We start from the raw sequence: 23,666 nt of genomic DNA, 5'->3' as shown, positions 1-23,666 counted from the left end.
GGTGATAGGTTTATTGTAATGCAACTATACCATTAAGGGAAAGCCCTGTTGAGGTGCCCGAATTTTGAATCTAAGGGCTGTTGCATATTACATTTAAACATTAGGAGGAATTACAATGCAAACCGTAACATTAAACAATGGTGTGAAAATGCCGATGATCGGCTTGGGTGTTTACCAAGTTCCAGATGCTGAAGCATGCGAGAATGCAGTATATGAAGCGTTGATGGCTGGTTATCGGTTGATTGACACTGCATCCGGTTATTTAAATGAGGAAGCGGTTGGACGTGCGATCAAGCGCAGTGGCGTGCCTCGTAAGGAGCTGTTCATCACAACCAAACTCTGGGTCCAGGATGCCAGTTACGAGAGTGCTAAGCTGGCTTTCACCAAATCCTTGAGTAAGCTACAGTTAGATTATCTCGATTTATATCTTATTCACCAGCCGTTTGGCGATTACTACGGCGCTTGGCGTGCAATGGAAGAGCTGTATCGTGAAGGTAAAATCAAGGCGATCGGTGTCAGTAACTTCCTGCCCGACCGTCTGATGGACCTTATCGTGCACAATGAAATTGTGCCAGCTGTTAACCAGGTCGAAACGCATCCGTTCTATCACCAAACTGAGAGCGCCACCTTTATGAAAGAACAAGGAGTTCAACATCAGTCGTGGGCTCCGTTCGCTGAAGGGCTTAATAACATGTTTGGCAACGAAGTGCTGACATCGATTGCCGCAAAACACAGTAAGTCTGTCGCACAGGTCGTGTTGCGTTGGCTTGTTCAGCGTGGAATCGTTGTAATTCCAAAATCAGTGAATAAAGAGCGGATCGTCGAAAACTTCAACATATTCGATTTTGAGTTGAGTACCGAAGATATTGAACAAATTTCGGCCTTGGATACACGGGAGAGTCTTTTCTTATCGTACCGCGATCCAGAAGTCGCCAAAATGATGGGTAACTGGAAAGTTGATCTGTAAACCAGAATAAACCTATAAAAAAAGAAAAGGCTCGCACAGGCAGGGGATGATGATTTCCCTGCCCAATACGAGCGTTTACGTCAAATGCACTCAAACGGTTGATCCGTGTGTGTACTTTTAGCAATCGTTTCATTTCATGTAGCGATATTCTAATAGATCCTTCAAGTTTGAGATTTTCCGCAGCAGCTTCTCCCCAACATTGGTTTCCCTCACCAGCTTCCGCTCCAGTTCTTTGTCCACCAATCTTTTTAGAGATAACACGTCCGTTCCGTTACATAACACATCTTCTTTTGAATTAAATTTCTGATGGGCGACGAGCTGCATGCCAAAGGAATTGTACAGCAAGGTATATCCGGCAATGCCCGTTGTGGACTGATAGGCTTTGGAAAAACCGCCGTCAATCACGATCATTTTTCCGTTTGCTTTAACAGGGCTCTCTCCACGACTTTCTTTGACTGGCGTGTGACCGTTAATGACATGTCCGTGATCTGGATTCAAATCAAACTCCTGCAAAATTTTTCGAGTGATCTCTTCATTTTCACGTAAATGGTAATAAGGGTTCTTTCTCTCCTTATGTGCTTCTTTATCTTGGATAAAATACCGTTCAAAAGTGGTCATTTCTCTCTTTCCAAAGAGCGAGGAACATTCCCCTGTCCAGATGTACCATACCATATCCGTCGCCAGATCCTCTGTCTCTTCCGGATGCGCAAAGGCGTAACGTAAATAATCTTCAAAAACATCAAGCAATTGACGGCCCGCATATGTCTTGTCTTCAATCTGCATTTCTTCCATATTTCCTTCTTCATCCAAAGGAATACAGCCGTGGATTAACAAATTCCCGTTGTATTTTAAATAAAGGCTACCCTTTTTCATAAGAAAATTCATATGTCTGGCCAGCTTTTCGGAATGCTGAACGGAGAACAGCAGTTTTTCCATCACCTGGCGTTCTTCCTCCAGCAATTGTTCAGGCTTCTGCGGATTTACGGTTGCGAAACAGGTGTTTTCCAGCGGGTACGTTTTTCCGCAGATGTTAATTTCATTGTTGTCGTAATCAATCTGCTCCAGCAAAAGTCTTTCCGACATATTAAAGTACGGGCGTCTCTTGATAATCGGGCTTTCAAGTTTAAACTGGATCATGGCAATGGCTTGGTGAATTTTGGTGATCTGCAGAATTTCCTGCTCCGATACGTTATGGTCAGCCTGTAGCTTGGGTCTGAAGGGCAGATTGTCTTCATAATATTTCTCCGCCAAGTTTAGCAGTGGGCGCAGATTGATCCCGTATACATCTTCAATGATGTCCAGATTGTCGTATCTGGCGCAGATCCGGATAATATTTGCAAGGCAGACCAGAGAACCCGCGTAGGCACCGATCCAGAGGACATCATGGTTCCCCCACTGAATGTCTACAGAGTTGTAGTTGATTAGCGTATCCATAATTTTATCGGGGTACGGCCCCCGGTCGTAGATATCTCCAACCACATGAAGATGGTCAACCACCAGGCGCTGGGTCGTATATGCAAGGCCGATAATGAGCTTGTCCGCCTGGCCCAAGGATATAATTTGCCGATATATTTCCTCGTAATAAGGATCTTTATTGTTGGTCGAATCCGTCTTGTATAGAAGCTCTTCTACAATATATACATACTGCTCCGGCAGAGCTTTACGCAATTTTGAGCGTGTATACTTGGAAGAGGCGTAAGAAATAAGCTTAAGCATGTGTTCAATCGTTTGTCTATACCATTGGTTCAAAGCCTGCTTATTGCTCAGTTCCCCTATAACTAGCTGTATTTTTTCTTCCGGATAATAAACCAACGCTGCAAAATCATTGATTTCTTGATCCGTCCATACCTCTCGGAATAATTCTTTGATTTTCTCTTTGACGGTACCCGAACCGTTTCGTAGTACATGCTGAAAAGCATGGAACTCCCCATGCAAATCACTGACAAAATGCTCGGTTCCCTTCGGGAGATTGGAGATCGCTTCAAGATTGATGATCTCTGTTATGATTTTTTCTTCCGTATCATATTTCTCGGCCAATAAATCTAGAAACTGCTCATCCAAAACAGATGTCCCCCTTCAAGGAAGTTATGTGGTATTGATTTTGTAGGGAATTTCCAAGGGAAATCCTTTTGAACAATAGGTAACTCTTTACCTGTATGGTTCACAATAAAAATAAAATTATTTATATGGTGATGATCAATATTGCCTTCCCCCATCATACTCCAGTTCATCATATATGAACAAATTTCATTGAATGAGTTTGAATATTACTAGTAGAGAAGGGTTTTTCCGTTCCCAGAGAGAATCATATGCGCTGCATATAGTCAGATTTTCTGGAAAAGATCCAGGCGGCAATCAGCATCACTAAAGCTACCAACATACCCAACTCACCCGTCCATAGGAAGACATTTTCTCCTTTTGTTGACTCGTCAAACGCATCTTGAATGATGGCATTCCAGGAAGCGTGAAGCAGAATTGCGGGCCAAATGCTGCCTGTGCTCAATCGCAGGTGACTAATTATGAAGTTAAAAGAACTGATGGTAATCAGGAACAGTACAATGGACAAGGCGAGTGACGGTCCCGAATAATAGTTCCCTAGCAGAATGGCCGGAATATGCCACGCTGCCCAGATCAAACCGCTTGTTAAAATGGGTTTAGGCACTCTACTGCCCCCTCTTTCTCTCACGCCGAAAACGCTAGTGAACAGCTTGGGTGAGGCATTCCGCAATTGGCTAAATGAGATTCATTGGAAGGCGTTTGGAATACGAAAAAAACGCTGTTTAAGGAGCTTGTTTCTGTACAAGTACGACTGGAGTTTCAAAATAGAAAATCTGCACATCAATATCTATACGCAATCGGTACAAGTTCTTGTCCTTAGCCTAGGACCTGAACATTTACCGATAAAACAAAAAAAGTCGCTAAAATAGCGACTTTAATTGGAATATGTTCTTGTCCCGCTACAGGTTAATTAATGTCTTGCTTTCATTTAATAACTTCAACCTTTTTATCCCCTGCTGACTTCGCTACCTCTAACGTTGTTTTACCTTCAATAGCGACGATCACGCCAGTAGCCAGCATAGAAACGATTAAAGCTGCGCTGATGGCTGTTGAAATTTTCTTCTTGACCATAACCATACCTCCGATATCTATTATGTTGTAATAATCGGCTCAAGAATATGACGAGCCGAGTGTGACTGAATATAACAATATTTCACTTTTTTGTTGGGTGATCTACCTGGTGATTGTATTATAACGTAATGACAATCATTGTAAAAGGATTTTTTCCTTGTGTTCAAATAAAATAAAGTATTAGACTTGGAAAATAAATCAGGTAGATTGTCCACATTCCCGTGTTCGCGTACTTATTACCAACTGGGATATAGGGTCATTGATTCATATAATGAGCATATAGTTGCTCAAAGGTTGTAAAACGTTCGACTTCTCTGCCGACCTTATCATACTCGTCAAGATATTCGTCCATCACTTCAAGGAACTTCTCTTTCATAACTGGTAGATCACTTGCATCAAAGTAATGCATAAGATCAAATTTCTTGGTTCCTTTTTCCTCGGCCATTTCATCAAGATACCCATGTGCTCCAAAGGCAGAAAGAAAGACGTAGGAAGCATCGTTCGTTATAACACTGTTCAAAATTTTATTGCGGTAGTTGCACCACAATTCTTCGTATGTCCCCCTCAGATTATCAAAGGTCGGAGCCGGTTTAACAATGAAGTTATCACACATCGTGTTATGTAACCGCGTAACGCTATTCAACATATTAAAAGATGCTATTCGGATATCTTCAATGGTACGAGCTTCGATGATTGACATGTATAAGGATTCGAGATCATCCGGAATATAGCGAAACGAACGTATCTCTTCCAAATATCGCTTGATCCCTCGTTTGATGCACGTGTTATTCATGCTGACCAAGGCATTGACTAGATTGTACAGGACCCCAGCAGATGCATATCGTACTGAACCGATATCTTCACCCAGCATCGTATCGCTGTATGCTTGCTTAGCCAGATCGATCCATTTATTTGCTCGATTAAGACACGCTTCTCCTATCGGGTTCGCAAGTGCATCAAGAGCTTTTTGCCTGAAGTCGTTCAATTTCTCCAAATCCTCAGGCTTTGCATAGTAGAGTATCTTGAGGTCGGTTAGGCTCGATACGTTGGGACTCTCCAAGGTGGATTGCTCTTGTATTCTTGAATCCCATGGCGTGCAATAGATGTCATATCCAACGTCGTCCAAGATGAAGCAATCGGATATTTCCCATCCCTTTTCTGTATTATTAATGATAATTAAATCAAGATCGCTCTTCTCGTGAAAGTCACCGGTGCTAAATGAACCAGTAAGCCCAATAATGGCGATATCGTCTAGAAAATCTCGTTTTACGCGTTCGATCACCATGTTAATGAGCAGTTCATTTTTGTCCAGCAGCTTCTTCTTTATGATTTCGTTCATTTGTTACACCCCTTTTCGTGATCCGGCCGTCCTTCATCACAACAACCTTAACTTGAGTCTATCGATTTAGAGGTGCTGTTACTATGTATAAAATGACTTAAGTCATCTTTGCACAAAATCCGCTAAACCGTCGAAACGACGAGTTAGCGGATTTCATTAGTTTTTTGTATAGACTATTTTCTTTATGCTTTCGCAGGACAAGAAATACCGACCCGCCAACTCCTCTATCTTGACTCCATTGCGGAATAAGGATTTAATCTCAGCGTTTCGAGCAGAGACCCTACTCTTGCTCTCTGTTTTCTCGCCCCATTTTAGGTGCGCCTCTTTGGGTTTTGGGATATAAACCAATTCGCCTTGAACGTATTCTTGAATGATACGTAGCAATTCTTCCGGAAAAATAGACTCGGCTTTTGAATATTTCATGGGCCTCACTCCTTATTTAATAAATCAATAAGGTGCAAAGCCAGTTCGTAGAATATTACGATTCGTCGTTGGCAATGTGATTATTCCCAGGCTCTATGCAAAGCATTGCCATATCCTTCACTGGCTTTGCATAGAGCCGTGCATGTAAGAATCCTACCCCGATTGTTTTCAATAGCCTCACCTCCATAGAAAATAGATAGCTACTATTTGCTTATTATATCAGAGCTTGTTGTTCAAATGTTCAACCATGTCTTTTTGGGCTGACACGATAGGTAAAGCAACTGTTAGCCCTCTGATCATGGATGAGATTTATATCCGCTACTTGCAGTTCGATTGGCGTATACGTGGCTGCTCGGAATGATTGGCTTGTTTTGAATCAAGACAGCCGTTTAACATTATAAAGGCTGTATTTTGAGGTCGAAGTCAACATTAATTTTCAAATTTCCCCAATATTTCAACCATTGCTCTTCCGTTAATTCTTTTGAAAACGGCTTAAGTGAATGTGTTCCCACCTCTAAGGGATCCACTTTCAACCGTTGCATACTTTTTAATAATTCTGACGTTTGTTCCTCAAGGTATACCTCAATCTCATGAATTAAATGTTCCAATGGTTCCTCGCTTTGAATATTCTTTTCTCCCTGGTATTCCTCAATTCTTCCTTTCAATCCCACATGTAAAGACAAGGATGAATAGTCACTCGATAGATTCATGCGAATATTGGATCGAACACGTCCTAAACTGATAGATAACTTTGGAATGGCCAAAACTTTCAAAAAATGATCGTTATCCAGAAGTTGAAAAATTTCATCGCTTACGTCTTGAGTGACCATTACTTCTTTATCATTTCGGAAGAAGGCCGTTCCTACGTAATTGAAATTGTTCTTATCCGCATGAAAAATCGGCAGGATCGGATCCTTAAGAGGGGAATATAACATCTTCATAAATTGATGAATATTGACAATGCTCATTTCACCTTGGTTATGCTCCTCGTAATGCTTTAACATCCGATAAAGGAAATAATCTTGGTTTTCTTGCTTTGTTAATTGATTCTTTATGTATTCATCAAAATCGCCTCTGACAATCAATAAATAGACACGCATTGAAATATCGGGATCAACCAATATCGTATTGATCAGCTTTTCAATGCCACCTTCTTTTGCCAGTTCCTCATTGATTAATAACATTCGCAGCTGTCCCTGCTTCAATTCTCGATAATAAATTAAATTAAATTCCTTGCCTCCCTGCTTTAAAAGATCAACTTCCTTGGAGAGAAATCGTTTTTGTTCTTTGATGAGTGGTGGTACTAAAGTGCTGATTTTAAACTTTCCCTCCGTCCCCTTGTCAATCGACCAGAAAACTACCGGAGCGATCTCTTCGATCATATTGTTCTCGACATATGGAGAAGAGCAACCGACTATCCACATAAGGCTTACAATCGCCAATAAACCATAATGCTTGTATGGTATCATGCCTACATACTCTCCTTTCGTTTAACCACAGTGAAAAGGATCGTAGGAACAAGTAAATAAATGATTGCACCGAGCCAAATTTGAATGTTCAGTAACATCTTTTGCCCCGGAACCGTTTGCCATAACCATTGATCCATTATGATGATACTTATCAAAATGACGAACCAACTCGACAATAATCCGATCCGAGTTGTGTGTGCATTTATTTTTTTCATAAAGACTCTTCCTGCTCCATAAAAACACAACAGAAGAATTGAAATGTCAAATACATAATTAAACATATGGAAAGAGATAAGGATGTAATCGATTCGTTCTAAACCGCTCGTTTGAATGTATCTTCCCATATATACTACCGGAAAATTGATCTTGTTTAAGAAGTTCGAACCGTAAAACAATACCGTAGCAATGAACAATAATGAATATTCGATGATCGTCAGCATGTTTCCAATGACAAGATATTTCGATATTTTTTGATTGGAGCTTAACCATGGAACCATAAAGACCAAATATACTGGACCGGAAAATGCCGACCAAATAAACAACAAGCCCTGCCATGAATGTCCTGACCATTCGGTGGGTATTAGAGGATACAAATCGCGGTAATTTGCAATCGGCGGAAAGAAAAAAGGTATAAACATGATTAAGATCCAAGCCCCACAAAAAAAGGCGATGACGACAAACCGCAATGTTTTCTCCATTCCATGTGAAGCCACAAATAAGCTAATCGAAAGAATAAATAGGATCAGCCACTTTTTATTCATTGATGGATAAATAAAATTATGGAGCATTTCAACATAACCCAGTGTTATGATGGAGATTTTTAACAATATGATCAAAAAACCAAATATTGCGAAAACTTGAACTGTCCGTTTCCCAAAAAGCTGTACAATTCCTTGATAGCCTCTCGTTGCATAACTGGAAGTAAACCATTTGGACAGCATCATCAAATTAAGTTGGGACAGTAGCCCCAAGGCGACAATTCCCCAAACCATATACGAATGAACTAAATAAACCGGCATGATTAAAATAAAGTAATGCATTTGCGTACGATTAACCAATAAAAGGAAATGGATGCCGCCAAGGGTGGAAGTTTGATTGAATAAGGATAAAGTCTTCATTTCTTCATCTTCTCCTGTCGCCATTTCTGTAGTGGTTTTAGATTTTTCGGACGCGTTTTCATCCAAATCAAAGGCCCGCGAATAAAGAGGTCAATCCAATCCTTCCCATAAAAAGGAGAAAGTGGCGCTAAATAAGGTTGACCTAATGACGTTAATGCATGGATATGTGCAAGAATCCCGATCAGCCCGATCACGATTCCCGGCAACCCAAGAAACGATGCAAGGATAAGAAGAAGCACTTGCAACAGAACCATGGATTTTGTCATTTGATAATTGGGAACTAAAAAGAAAGCAATAGCGGATATACCCATCAAAACAATTAATACTTTACTTGCAAAACCTGCTTCTACAGCTGCTTGTCCGATGACAATACCACCAATAACCCCTAAAGTTTGACTGGTTTTGGTCGGCATTCGCAAACTTGCTTCTTTGATGATTTCCAACGTTACGATCATGAAAATTCCTTCCACAAACGGAGTAAACGGCAATTTGCTTCTCGATTCCAATAATACGAAGAGAATCGGCAGCGGAACCATTTGGTAATGAAATGTCGTTAACGCAACATAAAAAGGAATCATCGTCAAAGAAATAATAAAACTTCCATACCTCATTAAACGTAAAAAACTGGCTACCGGCCAACGAAGGAAGTAGTCTTCTGGCGATTGGAATAGATGAAATAATGTAATGGGACAAATTAAGGCAAACGGTGAATTGGAGACCAATAAAGTCAGCTTACCCTCACCTAAGGCGTAGGCACAGGCATCCGGCCGATCCGTTTGTAGAAATTGCGGAAAGACCGTATGGTTATGATCTTCAATAAAAGCTGCAAGCTGTGCAGAGTCTAAAAACTGATCGAAATCCACACTTCCAATTTTCTCTCTTGCAAGGGAAACAAATTCCGGATTAATTATTCCGTCTATGTACATTAACACAACCTTCGTTTTACTTAGTGATCCGATAGTGAAGCTTTCCGTTTTTAATGTCGTTATAGGCAAACGCCTGCGCAACATTGTAATGTTTTTATCGATTTGTTCGCTGAAGCTATCTTTCGCTCCATATATAACCGTTTCCGTTTGAGAAGATTCTACTGCCCGACCAAGAGGATTTTCCAATTGGACAGCTAGCCATTGATCATTGACGGAAGCGTATAGAAGAATAAATCCTTGCATTATTTTTTGCCCAGCATCTTCAATCGATATAACTTCAGAAACTTTGGAATTCATTATGCATGAAGAAACCAAATTGCCAGCAGATCGATGAAGTGGCTGAAGAATCGCCTCGTTTAAACGCTCTTGATCGATTAACGTTTTTATATATACAAGATGGACTGAAGCGCTGGTACCCATTCTGTGCTCAACGATTTCGGCATCATCCATATGGTTTAATTTCTGTTTTAAATCATGGAGCCATGCGGACATTTGAGGGTTTTTCAATTGAGGGTCGTGTTTTTCAACCATGTTCTTCTCCTTTATTAAAGTAATCAAAACCATCATCTGGTTGTTATCTTGCCCTGTAACTGGAAAATCATACGACCGGTAATTTGTATTTTAAACCGCACAACGTTCGAAAATGAGTTGGAAATTTGGACATTGGCAACTACGCAGGACTCAGCAATATCGGGAACAACATGCTGCCAGATTAATGGAGTGATGGTATTAAGGTACCCTTTGCATCTGTCATCGGCTTCCCTTTAGGGTGACAAACCAAAAAAGACAGGCATCAACTGATACCTGTCCCTATCTTAAGTCCATCAGAATTTCTATATTACCCTTAGAATAATCTGCTATTGGAATCTGCTTTGTAAAGTGGGAGGTACCTCAAAAAGTAGGAGCAGGTAATTCATCAATGTTCATACGTAGTAGACTATAGGGTTTTTGTCGCAGGTCTTTTCCGTAATGAAATCTAGCCTGCCTATGTAATTGGTTCACAATTACATATAAGTATTGATCCGGACCAATAGAAAAAGTATCCGGCCATAAAATTCTAGGATCATGTGCGATGGTTTCCATGATTCCATTCGGCGATATTTTTCGAATACTATCATTTTCATAATCTCCAGCATATACGTTTCCTTTTGCATCCGTTATCATTCCATCCGAAGCCCCCTTTTCTCCCCAATACTGCACAAGATAACTTAAATTGAAATCCGGTATCGTTCTGTCTCTGAGGGCTTCTGTTGAGATTGAGTATAGATAACGACTGGATAGTGGACAAAAAAATAACATTTTTCCATCTGGGGAGATCGCTATACCATCAGAGGCCAATTGAAAGGGAGATGTCGAACCATCGGTGTTTCGATTCATCAAAATTTCACCTTCCACTTTCGGTAAAAAATAAGGATCAGGTGAAGTTGAATTTGCTCCATTTAACCGTCTATACGTATTTCCATTTTCTAAATTTACAACGATAATAGCGCCTGGACCTTTGGAAGAAGAGTCTGTTATATATGCATAACCTGCTTTACCCACTCGGAAATCAAATCGGACATCATTCAGATATGTTGTCGGCAAGACCACATCTTCTGCAAAAGTATATACTTTTTTTATTGTATTTGTATTTAAATCTACAGCGACTAATTTTGCCCCTCCTTTCATAGGCTCAGAAAAGTTTGGTGCAGCCGTATCCAATACCCATAGGGTCCCCCTTCCATCTGCAACTACACTTTGGACACTGATGAAGGACATTTTGATATTTAACAGGTTGACCAAATTCGTTTCTACATTCGGAAAAGGCTGCTCCTGACCGTCAACAATTTCTGCTACCGTAAATCTTACGTCATCCCCCCATCTCGGAAAGCAAATGAAGATACGCCCGGTTTCGGATACACTAACGCCTGTAGGCATAGCCCCATAAAATGAATAAACGTGTTCTAACTTACCGAAATACTTTTCCATAGGTAACATAGGTTTTATGATATCCTCCTCAACATATTTGAATAGATACTACCTATAATATGTTCAAGACTTTTTCTAATACCTGGCCCTTAATCTTCTTTTTCTATGTGTTTTTGATAATGTCCAAGGAACAAAAAACCAATGCGAACGACAAAATGTCGGTACGCATTGGTTGTATTACATGTAAGGCTTATCTATCCACCTCAGTGTGTTATCCTTGGCTGATGGCTGAACTAACCTTGATTATCTGTTCGCTTTGCGTAACTCTTCTTATTTCCCTTCCTGAGACTGATTACCCTCTGCAGCTCCACGACCGCCACCTCCCATTCCCATGCCTCCTGGAATTTTATTTTCACCCAGTTTGGATAGATCAACCGAAGAAGCATCAATCAGCGAATCAGAGTTCTCTTTCTGTTTCTCGGTCGTGGAAGGAATATCTCCGTCCAATTGCCCCTGTATACTTTCTGCACGCAGCGTGCCAAGTTTGGTCAATTCCGCAACAGCTTCCTCGTACTTGTCATAGGTGATAAATGCTGTAGGGTCTTGTTTCACATATTCCGCGATCATGTCGTTGAGGCTCTGCACTTTTTCTTCAAATTTTCCGTCTGCAAAGTATCCATCTACGATCTCCTGCAAATATTCGTGATACTTGGCCTTATACTCAGGCACCTCAAGTAGCTTGCCCAAAATTGGACGTTCCTCCAGGCTGACCCCTGATACCGGCGTATCAATCGCCAGATTCACGATGTCGGATGCAGAACCACCTTGAAATCCGCCAAATCCGCCAAAGGCCATGTTGTAGTCCCAAGGCAACATACTAATCTGTCCATCGTTCTCATACAGATAATAGTTATGTCCCATTCCGGACGTGTAGCTATCCATATTGACAACCACCGTGTGGGCTGCAAAATACCTCAGAACTCCATCCACATCCACATATTTCTCCAGTTCGGTACCTGTGCTCAAGTTTTTGAGCGATTCAATGACACGCTGATGATCTTCCTCTGTTGTTTTGGTCTCAGCATTGTCGAAGATCGCGGAGTAACTGGATGATGTGTCATCGGTGTACACCAATGACACACCATTGCCGCTTCCGTCCATACCACCCGGACCACGGTTACCCTTCATACCAGCTTCCGGTAGTGTATTCGCAGCATCTTCCCCTGTCCCGCTGTTCATATCCGGCGGACTTGCACCATCCGGTGGCGCCATACCTTCATTAGGAGGCTGCATATCTCCATATCCTTGTGCAAAAGGATTGCCTTCTGGCCCTCCCATACCTCCTGGCCCCATGTTGTCATCATTGTTCGGCTTGTAAAGTTCACCCTCGTCATTCTTGGCTCGAGCGAGATACCCACTGTCAATGTCCTCAACAGCCAGGTACAAGCCCCAAGTCTCTCCATTTACACTAATATCGGAGAATGCGAATAAAGGTGCATCTACGCCGATATAACTCATAATGTCATAACTCAAATATTCCTTCATATAGCTATTGTCGCTAATCATGTTGTTCACAACGAGCTTGTCCAATCCCATCCACGTTTGATCCTTGACATATTCATCAAACTTGATTTTGAAACTATATCGATCCGTTGTATCATCGCCAGCGACCTGCCGCAGGCTGGAGTTACCCTTTGGACGAATTCCGACGTTTTCAATCGTCGTTCCGTTAATTGTAATATTAGCTGAGATGTACTGTTCCTCGGTTGCAGTGTCCAGCATTTTTTTCCATGCCTCTTCATCCACATCAATTGAAATGGACATAACCTCAGTCTTGTTAATTTGATCGGCATATCCTACTGTTTGCGCAGTATTCTCCGTTTTACTCTGATTATCCGTAGTCGTTTGTTCCTTTTCAGTCGAATTGCTTTCTGAGTCCCCATTCCCTTCATTAGTCGAGCTACATGCCGTCAGCATCGCAGTACACAGCACCGCTACACCGATAAATTTAGGCCATTTGTATATACTCATTGCCATCACCTCATTATTATTATTATTGTTGTATCTTTTCGCATGTAATTATCATAAATTGCAATTCTTAAATGAATCTGAATGAGACACAAAAGGTAACAAATGAAAAGCTCGTATGAAGTAGGGGATGATGACCTCCCTGTTCAAACGAGCTTTTTATGTCCTCTTATCTGCTTTGGAATTACGTCCGGATTGAAAAGCATACAACATGACCATTACAACAATGAAAATGGAATAATATGTAATATACGTGCGACCATCATCGTCTAATAATGGGTCGCCACAATTCCGACAAGAGAGCCTGCTGTCAATAACAAGAGAACAATGAATAGCCGTGGCTAATGGCGCTACCCTTACCCTTCTTCACCCATCTTTCCTTTCGTTCCCTAGCTCCTACGATATACGGAGGGTGAAATCCCTTTCCATTTTCGAAAGGCTTTGCTGAAATGATATTCATCATGATATCCGCAAGCAATCGCGATTCGTTTAAACGTGTAATTCGTATAGATTAAATAACGTTCTGACCGACGCAGCCTCACTTCTGTTAAGAATTCCTTGGGCGACTGTCCCAGATGATTCATAAATATTTTACGAAGATAAGATTCGGAAATGGCGTGTTTGCTTGCGATGTCTCGGATGTAGAGTTGTTCCGTATATCGCGTCTCTAGTTCTTCCTTAATTCGATAAAAAATCGAACTTGTGTTTTTCGTCTCAGTCAAATGATCAGGTCGGTGTAATAAAGCAATCAGCTTCATAAGTAACGCACCACTTTCCATCTCACGAGAGTTATTTCCCAGTAACCACGATTCCGTGATTTCATTAAAGGCCTGATCAAGCCGCAGAGCTCTCGCTAATTGTTGTCTACTGAAAAAAGGAATCTCTAACCGATGAATGGGCTGAGGTAGCTGCCACTGAGAAGATTTATACGGAACTGTGCAGCAATCAAACAAGATCATGCTAATGGTCAAGGTTGACTCTTGAGAACTTTCCATCCTCATCTCTGCACCAGGCTCCATATAAAATAACATTCCCTGATGCACGTCATAAGTGTGATCTTCTGAATGGAATATCCCCTTACCTTCATGAATCCAATAAAAGGTGTGTACAGACGTATTGTTGCGGATATCCGACCAATCTATCGGTGTTTGCTTCCGTGAGCTCCATACGATTCGAACCACCAAATCTATGGGATTATACATTATGTTCAACCTCCTACATAGACTATCCTACCTTGTTTGTCGATGTAAATAAACTCAAACATGGAGCGATTTTGACATGCCTTGGATCGAATTGACCATGGATAAGCTCTTTCCAATTCGTTAACTTAAATGTATTACCGTAAATCGCATTGGACATGGGAGGATTTTAAAAGATGATTAGACTTTTCGATACGCATCATACTCGGATCAGTAGTGAACTTGAAGGTCTGTGGGAGTTTTCTCCCGTAGATCTTCTAGGCGAACGGCCTGAAGAATTTCCTTTTAAGATACCTGTTCCAGGGTGCTGGGAGACTCATCCTCATTTTGGCGCCTACAGAGGGAAAGCTATATATCGAAGAATAATTTCGGTATCAAGCCAGGCTCATATCCGATTGGAATTTAAAGGGGTAAGCCATACGGCTGATGTGTATTTTGATGGAGCGTTAGTTACATCTCACTACAATGCTTACACATCGTTCGATGCTGTAATCCCCAATGTGCTTGCTGGAGAGCATGAAATTTTAGTGTACGTGGATAACGCCTTCAGCGATGCATCTGCACTACATTTCCCGAATGATTATTACACCTACGGTGGTCTGATTCGCCCCGTTGTACTGGAGGAAATAAGCGATGTTTACATTGAGAATGTGATGTTTACTCCCCTGCTGCAAGCGAATCAGTGGAATGGGCAATGGAAAGTAAAGATCCGTAATATCAGTCAATCTGCTCAACAAGTCCAGCTTGTTGGAGAGCTTGCCGGAACAGAATCCATGCTGGGTCAAGGTGAGTTAGCACCTGGTGAGCAAGCAGAATTCATACAAACGGTATCTTATCCGAAGGTTCTGGAGTGGTCGCTGGAAAAGCCAAATCTCTATAAACTACAAGCTAAACTCATCGTTAATGAATTACAAATAGATGATCTGATTGACCGGATTGGATTCAGACACATTACTACTTCTAACGGAAAAATACGTTTGAATGGACAGAACATCAACCTGAAAGGCGTTAATAGGCACGAAGATCACCCGCTGGTAGGTTGCTCCTTCCCTCTTCCACTGATGGTTAGGGATATCGATCTCATACAAGAAATGGGATGTAATGCTGTTCGGACAAGCCATTATCCGTATGATGAACGTTTCCTGGATATATGTGATGAGCGAGGCATTGTGATCTGGGAAGAAAATCATGCTAGAGGGTTAAGCCTGGAACAGATGCGTAATCCTAATTTTTCCTGGCAAAGCGAGCAAGTCACGCGGGAAATGGTGGAACAGCACTTTAACCACCCTTCTATTATCATCTGGGCGATATTAAATGAATGTGCCAGTAACACGGAGGAAGGCAGAGTCCATTATGCCAAACAACTTGGGATTATTGGCGAGTTAGATCCTAGTCGTCCGCGTTCCTTCGCATCTCATCATCGTGATCAGGAGCTTTGCTTTGATCTTGCAGAAATTGTATCTTTTAATCTTTATCCTGGGTGGTACACGGATGAAAACCCATTTGATTTAGCCAAAGCAGCAGTCCAATGGGCTAATCAAATGGGTGGAGCAGGCAAGCCGATCATTATGAGTGAATTTGGCGCAGATGGGTTCTACGGCTTTCGAAGCGCCAATCGGGAAAAGGGATCGGAAGAACGGCAAGCCGACATTCTAAGGCATTGTTTGAATGCCTATCTGGATTCACCGGATGTTTGCGGTATGTTTATATGGCAATTTAGTGATTGCAGAGTCACCGAAGGAGAAGGCTGGTTACTGACACGGTCCTGTACTCGGAATAGTAAAGGAATTGTGGATGAGTATCGCAGGCCGAAGCTTGCTTATGAAGTTGTGCGTTCTATGTATAGAGAAGAAAATGTGGATGAACTATAATACAGCACCGCGAGTAGTTCACAGCACAAGGTGCCAAAACTCTTTGAAAAAACGACCGCTTCCCAGTATCTTACCAGGAAGCGGTCGTAATTTAAACGGATCTTTTCAGCTTACTCTTCAATCGGAATCCAGCCGGGAAACGACTCGAATCCCTCCCACATCGGCTCGGGGATTTCTAATTCTTCTATATCACGGGAAGATATCTTTTGCCGAATAGTCTCTTCTTGCCCATTTTGTATTTTTGTCACCCAATCCGGGTCAAGAATCAGTGCACGCCCAACTGCTACAAGCGGAATTCCTTTGTCTATCGCCTCAACAACCTGATCTGCATTCTTGATGGAACCGACACCGATCAAAGGCATCTTATGGCCAATTCGCTTTTGAAGACGTTCAAGAACCGGTTGGGTCTCATTCTCATTGCGAATGGATTCTCGCCAGATTTCATTCAGAGAGAGATGGATATAGTCCAAATTTTTTTCAGCCAATTGATCAACCAACTGGAACGTATCCTCTAGCGTAATCCCCGGCTCTTCTAGTTCTTCTGGAGAAATGCGATAACCAACAACAAATGGTTTACTGGAATGTTGCTTCACATTATCAATGACAGACTCGACAACTGCCAGTGGGAAGTTCATTCTTTTTTCCAAAGTTCCACCCCATTGATCGGTCCGGCGGTTTGAATGAGGGGAGAAAAATTGCTGTATTAGATAGGTATTTGCTCCATGGATTTCAACACCATCAAAACCTGCTTGAACTGCTCTCCGTGTTGCTTCTCCGAATCCTCGTATAACCGCTTCTACTTCCTCACCGCTCATTTCCCTTGGTGTTACAGCATCTTCTCTTACCGCTGGCACAGCACTTGCGCTAACCGGTGTTTCACCACCAATCATTTTTGGCGAAACCATCCGACCACCATGGAAGATTTGCAAAATTGCTTTGGAGCCTTTCTTTTGTATACTTTGAGCCAATTTTGATAACCCAGGGATCATTTTGTCCGAATCCGCGCTAAAAGCTCCAAAGAACGCTTTGCCTGTTTTTTCAACATAGGCACAGGCTGTAATAATAGCACCTACTGAACCGGAGCGTTTCGCATAATAATCCAACTCATCCTTTGTAACCATTCCATTTTCAAATGCCGAGACCGTTGTCATCGGAGCCATCAGAATACGGTTTTGAATCGTAACACCCGATGGAAACGTGAAAGGTTCAAACATTTTCTCATATTTCTTCATTATAATCATTCTCCTGTCTAACTCTGCACTTGAATTAATCCAACTCTCTTACCGTAAAGGGAAGTAATCCTTGTGTAAGTTTGGCTCTGTGAGTCTCATACTGTGGTGGTAACATTAAATGAGAGCCCATTGTTTCTGGAGTTTCATCATGGGCGAAACCTGGAGGATCTGTAGCAATCTCGAACAAGATTTCACCATGCTCTCTGAAGTAGATTGCATTAAAGTAATTACGATCCTGTACAGAGGTCACACCATATCCGTTGTTATGCACATATTGCTGCCAATCAATTTGATCCTCATCATCCTCTGCTCTCCACGCGATATGATGAACTGTGCCAACGCCCATTTCTCCACGCTGTACAGCAGATATTTTAAGATCAATTACATTTCCAATATCCGCTGTCGAACGATAACGAGCAATATCATCTTCACGTCCAACTAACTCCAGGCCCATAACCTTTTCCAGTAGTTCAGCTGTTTTCTCAGGTTGAGTAGACAAGAGTGTTGCACCGCCAAACCCTTTGATGGCCACATCCGATGTTAAGCCACCGAAAGTCCACGTATTTAACTCACCCTCTTCACGTTCAACCATTTCCAGATGTAGTCCGTGAGGATCATCAAATTCAAGAACCTGCTCACTGAAACGCACCCTCTCCTTGAATGGAACCTTAAACTCTGCTAATCTTTCTTTCCAAAATGGCATAGCGCCTACCGGTATGATGTAAGTCGTTACCCCAACTTGTCCGCCCCCAACTTGTCCTTGATATGCATTGGCCCATGGGAAAAATGTTATAATCGTTCCGGGTTTTCCGCCGTCATTACCAAAGTAAAAATGATACGTACCAGGATCATCGAAATTGATCGTTTTTTTTACCATTCTTAAACCAAGAACGCCTGCATAAAAGTCCACATTTTCCTGTGGGTGACCAACAATTGCTGTAATATGATGAATGCCTGATGTTCTTTTCGTCATGAATATTCACTCCTACATATAGTTACTTTGGAAAATTTACGATATATTACTTATCTTCACTTCGAGTTTTGAAAATTGGATATCCTGGGTGATAGTCGTTTTTGGATCGATGATCACTTTCACGTTGAAGTACACGTTGAAGGCCACCTTCAATGTATTCCAGAATTTCTTGATGTGTCTTCACTTTTTCATGAACTGTAGTAACCGTCTCAACTTCTATGTCATAATGGGCAATGTTATCCATGTAGCTATCCGGCCAAAGCTGCCAGTCGTATGCTGCCGTAGCAATATCACTGTCCATGAAAATTTTCTTTTCAGGGATATAAGCAAACAGCGCATCGGCCATGTGATTATTCGAAACAACGCGATAAAGATCCACCGTTGTTTTGCTATCACTAAGTTGGAGATGAGTATCTACAGGCACGAAGTCAAATTTTCTGTTCGTATCCGGTCCAATAACGTCTTTCACATGAGGTGTTGGACGCTCAGCCATTTCACGCAATACAGCTTCGTTGCCACGATTACTGTAAATTTGAAGACCCGCAGCAACAGCAGCACGGAATCCGCCGGTATGGTCAAAGTGGTAATGCGAAATAATGAGTTTGGTCACCTTTTTATTGGGAACCAATTGGTTTGCTTTTTCAAGTATAGCGACGGCTTCTTCTTGGCTCCAGTATAATTCGAACACAGCAAGATGGTCCTCAAATTCAATCACTGTGGTTCCGCCGACACCAGCAATATGCCATACACCTTCAGCAATTTTTTGTAGCTCCAGGTTAGGTTTTAACGGTTGAGGCACAGGTGTTTCCGCAACCTCGGAAGGCGCTTTGAGACCCTCTACCTTCTCATCAATCTTATATCCATCGACATACATTTTCAGATAAACCGTTTCTCTAAAGTCTATTTTGGTATTAAAACCCATAGGCAATTCGATGCCATCAAAAGGCATATAGCCTGTAAAGGACGTTGTAAACTTAATTTCTCCCAAATTCGTTTGAGCTGTGTACCACTGGATATACTGAGGAACCTTTGTGTCATGTGAAAGGGCCAAAATAAGACTTACATTTTCATCCACCGTAACATCAATCAAATCAAGTTCATTTTCAGTCCGCAGATTACTCACCTGAACCTTATTGTTGAGAATGGCATTTAACATCGGTACAGGGTTAGTCAGAGACCATAATTTACGAATACGGCGGCCATCCACAGTGATCGGGTCCTGAGAAAATTCTCCTACACGAATGGCTTTCCCATCTGGCAACCTATTATAAGCAATCGTTCCATCCAAGATCTGATTAAGTGGGAAATAGGCATGTCCAAACTTGGCTGCAAACGGGAACAGCATATTTCTACGTTCTTTCATTTGAAACCCATCTTGTTCAAAATCCCATACGCGTTGCAGATCATTGGCTGCAATCAATTTTTGAGGAGCCTCCGGAGATGCGGTAATATTTCCTCCGCCCCACATATATGCATATTGAGCGTAACCATAGAGCTTAAGTGTTTGTAAATTGCCGATTCGCTCCACTCCACCTAATGTTTCAGCTGCTTGATTTAAGATGTCCATTATTTCTTCATTTTCTTTCAGTGTTAGTGCATGTTCCATGATATGTTCCTCCTTAAATTTATGAACTAGTTTTATACATCAAATTGCAATGAGAACTCTTGATCCAGAATCCGGATAGCGTTTCGATACTCGGTCTGATCCAAATGATTTAATGAATGAGCATTTTTCATAATTATTGTATATCTACATATAAGGATAAATAGATTAATTCTGGGCCATTGAACGAGGAATTATTATCATATGAGCCTCTTTCCCCACTCTTTGGCCGTTCCCAACTAACAGTTAAGCCTTCATTCGCTTACCGGTTGTTTTCAATACAACCGTATACAGAATCCCGATAATAACGATTATCAAGGTTAAAACCACATAAATGTTGCTATAACTGATGCCCTCCGCAACGGATCGTAAAGGATTTAACGCGTTATCTGGAGTTCCAGTCAATGCTTTTCCGATAAATGTTCCCGAGATCGAGCTTGCGATAAAGTTTACAAGCATGAACAGTCCCATCCCGGTTCCTGTCTGTTCTTTGGAGAGCGTATTGGACAATGTATTAGCCATCGCAATCTGGAAATAAGTTTGAGCCAAATACCCAAAGATCAGTACAACCATAACGAGATATGGAGAAGCACCTGCCACAAACGAAAGAACTCCGAAACAGATTAAATATAAAACGATTGTCATATAAGCCAATGTTGCATTACCTTTCGTATCAGCGATCTTGCCACCCGTTTTTGCAAGTGCAGCTGCTATAATGGCACCTGGGAACATAAAGAGACCACTGGCGAACGGAGATAGATGATTAATATCGACAAACATCAATGGCGAAAGATACGGTAATGCGAATCCTGCTCCAGCCCCCATTGCAAAGGTTAAGAGTGTTAGGGTATATGCTTTATTTTTGAACAGGGATGGCATGATGAACGGGTTAGCTGCAGTTTTAATTCTCCAGATAAATATCACAAGGAAAATAAGAAACGCGGCACCAAATATCAGATTCGATTTGGAAATAGCCAACATAAGTGAAACAATCGTTGCTACGAGGAAAAATGCGCCAACAAAGTCGATTTTGTTTTTTGCGCCTGTTTCATCATCCAGATATTTTCTAAAAAGTGGAATAGAGAAAATCATCAGGAGTGGAATCAGAAATAAATAGTTCCACGTTAATGTGGTTGTTACGAGACCTGCAATAATAGGACCTATGGCAATCCCGAACGTTAACCCTGCGGATGTCATTCCAAGTGCACGACCACGGGTCTCCGGTGAGAAATAACGTGAAGGAATGATCATGGCACATGCGGGTAATATCGATGCCCCCGCAGCTTGCAGGATTCTGGCGATGATTAGTAATGGATAATTAAATGCAATAAACCCGATGAGCGAGCCCACGGTCATGAATAAAATACCGATCGTCAAGAGGTTTTTGAGTTTAAACTGATCTGCCAATTTACCATAAATCACTGAGCCCACTGCATAGATAATTAAGTAACTCGTAACGATCCATCCAGATTGTGACGGGGATATCGAGAATTGTTCCCCAATCGCTGGCAAGGCCACATTAAACATGGTTGTGTTCATCGTGGCAATGACCAGCACCAAAGTAAGAATGACCATGAGTTTACTGCGCTGGCTTGCTGCCAATGCTCCCTTTTGTTCATGTGTATTCTGTGCTGTAGCTTCCATGTATATCTGCCTCCGTGTTTTGTTATCTAATATGCTCAAGTGCCATACAAATCATGATTCAAGTTTATGAATGATTCGATCCAGCACAGAGGAAAATATTTCAATATCCTGATCCGGAATATCTCGAACCATCTCATCCAAAAATACTTGAACTTGTTCAGTTGCCAAATTGTCCAATACTCCTCTCCCCTCTTCGGTGAGAAATACAAGGTTTGTCCGTTTGTCGTTTGCGTCAGCGACACGTCGAATCATATTACTTTTGATTAGGGTGTTCACTAGCCTGGATACGGTAGTATAATCCCGATCCACAATGTCTGCCAGATGATTTTGTGATATGCCTTCTTGATAATTTAAACAATTCATCAGTCTCCACTGTTCAAACGTGAGAGGACAATTTAGCTCTTTGAATTTTTTATTCAAGCCATTTGCAATCAATCGAGAAGATGTAACAACTTTTCGACCCAAAGATTCATTGTAATCATATATTTTCAAATAAAATCACTCCTTAAGAAATTGTGTGTATATGCAAGTATTAAATTAACACATAGTATGTGTATATGCAAGTATATTTATGTGTGCATACAAGTATTTTTTTGAAAGCTGACTTTCTAATGTTCTTTAACTCAAGGCAAGTTACTGATCCGTTTGGGAATCAAAGAGCTGGATCTATCAATTAAACGTAAAGGAAATTCAGAGTGAGTTGCAAAAGAACAAACTTTGTGAAGTACGATTCATGTCCTCTCAACTATCTAATCAATTTGAATAGGTATTAATGAATGCGCTAACAGAAGTAAGGGAATCCAGCTGTTTTGCAGAGCGGATATAGAAAAAGAGAGCAACATCCTGTTTATGGACGCTACTCTCTAATTGAATGAACTAACAGTACACTTAAGGCTCTAACCTCCATGACATCTCCCAAAAATCAAGTTCAAAGCGACTGCACATCACGAAAATATCTTCCATCCGTTGGTACGTTTCCTCGCTACAGCCTTCTAATAGCTTATCTGTTAACGTCACAAGGGATTGATTGCTGCTGTTGTATTCAGAGGAAGCATATCCTGTGATCCACTCTCCATAAAAAGGATGATCAGCCGCACCTGGCTTTAGGGAAAGAACTTGACCAATCTCTGCATAGCTCCATGAGCAGGCCAGAATGGATACAAGTACTTCTGCTATGCCGCCCGCATGGGAAACAGAGAGCATATAGTTAGTATACGCTGCATTTTTCAGTGCAGGTTTTACCTGAAAAACATGATCCTCTGTAATTCCTAATCGCTCCATATAAGAACGATGAATTTTCATTTCACCATTCAGGATGTTATCTACGTTTTTACTAAAAAACTGCATCAATTTGGGGTCGTGCGACTTGACGATACCTAGTGCAAATACGCGGGCATAATCGAACAGATACAAGTAGTCTTGCAGCAAATAATAACGAAATTGTTCGACCGGTAAGGAACCATCTCCGATTCCTTTAACAAAGGGATGCTCAAGACATTCCTTCCACACAGGCTGTGCTGCCTGATATAGTCTCTCTGAAATAGTCAACATGTGTTCCTCCAATTCATAATGTACGTATTTAAAAACAAAAAAACGAAACATCCATAGGATGTTTCGCAGACAAATACACTAAAACAAGGGGTACGCATGAGCTACCCAAGTACAGCGTTTCATCGTTGCATCCCTACGTTGGCATGATCCAAATCAGGTAAGGTCGGTTTAACACCCTCTCAGCCGGTTAAGGCTCCCTCGCAAACGGTTGTATGTAGTTGATTACTTTCTTATCCGCATAAAAGAAAAAATAACGTTCGTTTAGTATATCAAGGGCTGTTAAATA

At 41.5% G+C, this 23,666-nt stretch carries 19 protein-coding genes and 1 riboswitch; of the genes, 2 read left to right on the top strand and 17 right to left on the bottom strand.

Annotated elements, in window-relative coordinates; genetic code table 11:
• Positions 1 to 115: 115 nt before the first annotated feature.
• Positions 116 to 967, top strand: coding sequence for an aldo/keto reductase (locus tag QVE09_RS02985; RefSeq protein ID WP_315935611.1), 852 nt, complete (start codon positions 116 to 118; stop codon positions 965 to 967).
• A 129-nt stretch (positions 968 to 1,096) separates the two neighbouring features.
• On the opposite strand, the gene QVE09_RS02980 is transcribed toward QVE09_RS02985, so the two are convergent.
• The 11 genes from QVE09_RS02980 to QVE09_RS02930 form a co-directional block, all read right to left on the bottom strand.
• Positions 1,097 to 3,028, bottom strand: coding sequence for a fructose-1,6-bisphosphatase (locus QVE09_RS02980; protein WP_315935610.1), 1,932 nt, complete (start codon positions 3,026 to 3,028; stop codon positions 1,097 to 1,099).
• 244 nt (positions 3,029 to 3,272) lie between these two features.
• Entirely contained in the window at positions 3,273 to 3,629 is a 357-nt protein-coding gene (locus tag QVE09_RS02975) for a CPBP family glutamic-type intramembrane protease (protein WP_315935609.1), read from the bottom strand.
• A gap of 320 nt (positions 3,630 to 3,949) precedes the next feature.
• Positions 3,950 to 4,096: a hypothetical protein gene (locus QVE09_RS02970; RefSeq protein ID WP_165789879.1), complete on the bottom strand. Its 147-nt coding sequence runs from the start codon at positions 4,094 to 4,096 to the stop codon at positions 3,950 to 3,952.
• Positions 4,097 to 4,352: 256 nt separating this feature from the next.
• Positions 4,353 to 5,435, bottom strand: a complete 1,083-nt coding sequence (locus tag QVE09_RS02965; protein ID WP_315935608.1) for a nucleotidyltransferase domain-containing protein — start codon at positions 5,433 to 5,435, stop codon at positions 4,353 to 4,355.
• A gap of 156 nt (positions 5,436 to 5,591) precedes the next feature.
• Positions 5,592 to 5,858, bottom strand: coding sequence for a CD3324 family protein (locus QVE09_RS02960; protein ID WP_315935607.1), 267 nt, complete (start codon positions 5,856 to 5,858; stop codon positions 5,592 to 5,594).
• 395 nt (positions 5,859 to 6,253) lie between these two features.
• Complete coding sequence (locus QVE09_RS02955) at positions 6,254 to 7,327, bottom strand: Ger(x)C family spore germination protein (protein ID WP_315935606.1); 1,074 nt, start codon at positions 7,325 to 7,327, stop codon at positions 6,254 to 6,256.
• 2 nt (positions 7,328 to 7,329) lie between these two features.
• Positions 7,330 to 8,445 carry a GerAB/ArcD/ProY family transporter gene (locus QVE09_RS02950; protein WP_315935605.1) on the bottom strand — a complete coding sequence of 372 codons (1,116 nt, stop codon included), beginning with the start codon at positions 8,443 to 8,445 and terminating at the stop codon, positions 7,330 to 7,332.
• Complete coding sequence (locus QVE09_RS02945; RefSeq protein WP_315935604.1) at positions 8,442 to 9,902, bottom strand: spore germination protein; 1,461 nt, start codon at positions 9,900 to 9,902, stop codon at positions 8,442 to 8,444. Before QVE09_RS02945 ends, QVE09_RS02950 begins: the two co-directional genes overlap by 4 nt.
• A gap of 360 nt (positions 9,903 to 10,262) precedes the next feature.
• On the bottom strand, positions 10,263 to 11,357 hold the full coding sequence (locus QVE09_RS02940; RefSeq protein WP_315936082.1) for an L-dopachrome tautomerase-related protein: 1,095 nt from the start codon (positions 11,355 to 11,357) through the stop codon (positions 10,263 to 10,265).
• A gap of 252 nt (positions 11,358 to 11,609) precedes the next feature.
• Positions 11,610 to 13,310: a CotH kinase family protein gene (locus QVE09_RS02935; RefSeq protein ID WP_315935603.1), complete on the bottom strand. Its 1,701-nt coding sequence runs from the start codon at positions 13,308 to 13,310 to the stop codon at positions 11,610 to 11,612.
• 386 nt (positions 13,311 to 13,696) lie between these two features.
• Complete coding sequence (locus tag QVE09_RS02930) at positions 13,697 to 14,509, bottom strand: helix-turn-helix transcriptional regulator (RefSeq protein ID WP_315935602.1); 813 nt, start codon at positions 14,507 to 14,509, stop codon at positions 13,697 to 13,699.
• Between the two features lie 173 nt (positions 14,510 to 14,682).
• On the opposite strand from QVE09_RS02930, the gene QVE09_RS02925 reads away from it, so the two are divergent.
• Complete coding sequence (locus QVE09_RS02925; protein ID WP_315935601.1) at positions 14,683 to 16,377, top strand: glycoside hydrolase family 2 protein; 1,695 nt, start codon at positions 14,683 to 14,685, stop codon at positions 16,375 to 16,377.
• A 110-nt stretch (positions 16,378 to 16,487) separates the two neighbouring features.
• On the opposite strand, the gene QVE09_RS02920 is transcribed toward QVE09_RS02925, so the two are convergent.
• The 6 genes from QVE09_RS02920 to tenA form a co-directional block, all read right to left on the bottom strand.
• Positions 16,488 to 17,618 carry an NADH-dependent flavin oxidoreductase gene (locus QVE09_RS02920; protein WP_315935600.1) on the bottom strand — a complete coding sequence of 377 codons (1,131 nt, stop codon included), beginning with the start codon at positions 17,616 to 17,618 and terminating at the stop codon, positions 16,488 to 16,490.
• A 25-nt stretch (positions 17,619 to 17,643) separates the two neighbouring features.
• A complete protein-coding gene (locus QVE09_RS02915; RefSeq protein WP_315935599.1) occupies positions 17,644 to 18,582 on the bottom strand; it encodes a ring-cleaving dioxygenase in 939 nt (312 codons plus the stop codon).
• Positions 18,583 to 18,628: 46 nt separating this feature from the next.
• Positions 18,629 to 20,188, bottom strand: coding sequence for an MBL fold metallo-hydrolase (locus tag QVE09_RS02910; RefSeq protein WP_315935598.1), 1,560 nt, complete (start codon positions 20,186 to 20,188; stop codon positions 18,629 to 18,631).
• 243 nt (positions 20,189 to 20,431) lie between these two features.
• Positions 20,432 to 21,829 carry an MFS transporter gene (locus QVE09_RS02905; RefSeq protein ID WP_315935597.1) on the bottom strand — a complete coding sequence of 466 codons (1,398 nt, stop codon included), beginning with the start codon at positions 21,827 to 21,829 and terminating at the stop codon, positions 20,432 to 20,434.
• A gap of 51 nt (positions 21,830 to 21,880) precedes the next feature.
• A complete protein-coding gene (locus QVE09_RS02900) occupies positions 21,881 to 22,321 on the bottom strand; it encodes a MarR family winged helix-turn-helix transcriptional regulator (RefSeq protein WP_315935596.1) in 441 nt (146 codons plus the stop codon).
• A gap of 396 nt (positions 22,322 to 22,717) precedes the next feature.
• Positions 22,718 to 23,380: a thiaminase II gene (tenA, locus tag QVE09_RS02895; protein WP_315935595.1), complete on the bottom strand. Its 663-nt coding sequence runs from the start codon at positions 23,378 to 23,380 to the stop codon at positions 22,718 to 22,720.
• A gap of 112 nt (positions 23,381 to 23,492) precedes the next feature.
• A riboswitch (TPP riboswitch) is annotated at positions 23,493 to 23,590 on the bottom strand.
• Positions 23,591 to 23,666 lie beyond the last annotated feature (76 nt).

The sequence above is a fragment of the Paenibacillus sp. ClWae2A genome (genome assembly GCF_032452295.1).
Classification (GTDB): Bacteria; Bacillota; Bacilli; order Paenibacillales; family Paenibacillaceae; genus Paenibacillus.
Note: the sequence above shows the minus strand (reverse complement) of the source record. Positions and strands in the feature narration are given on the sequence as shown.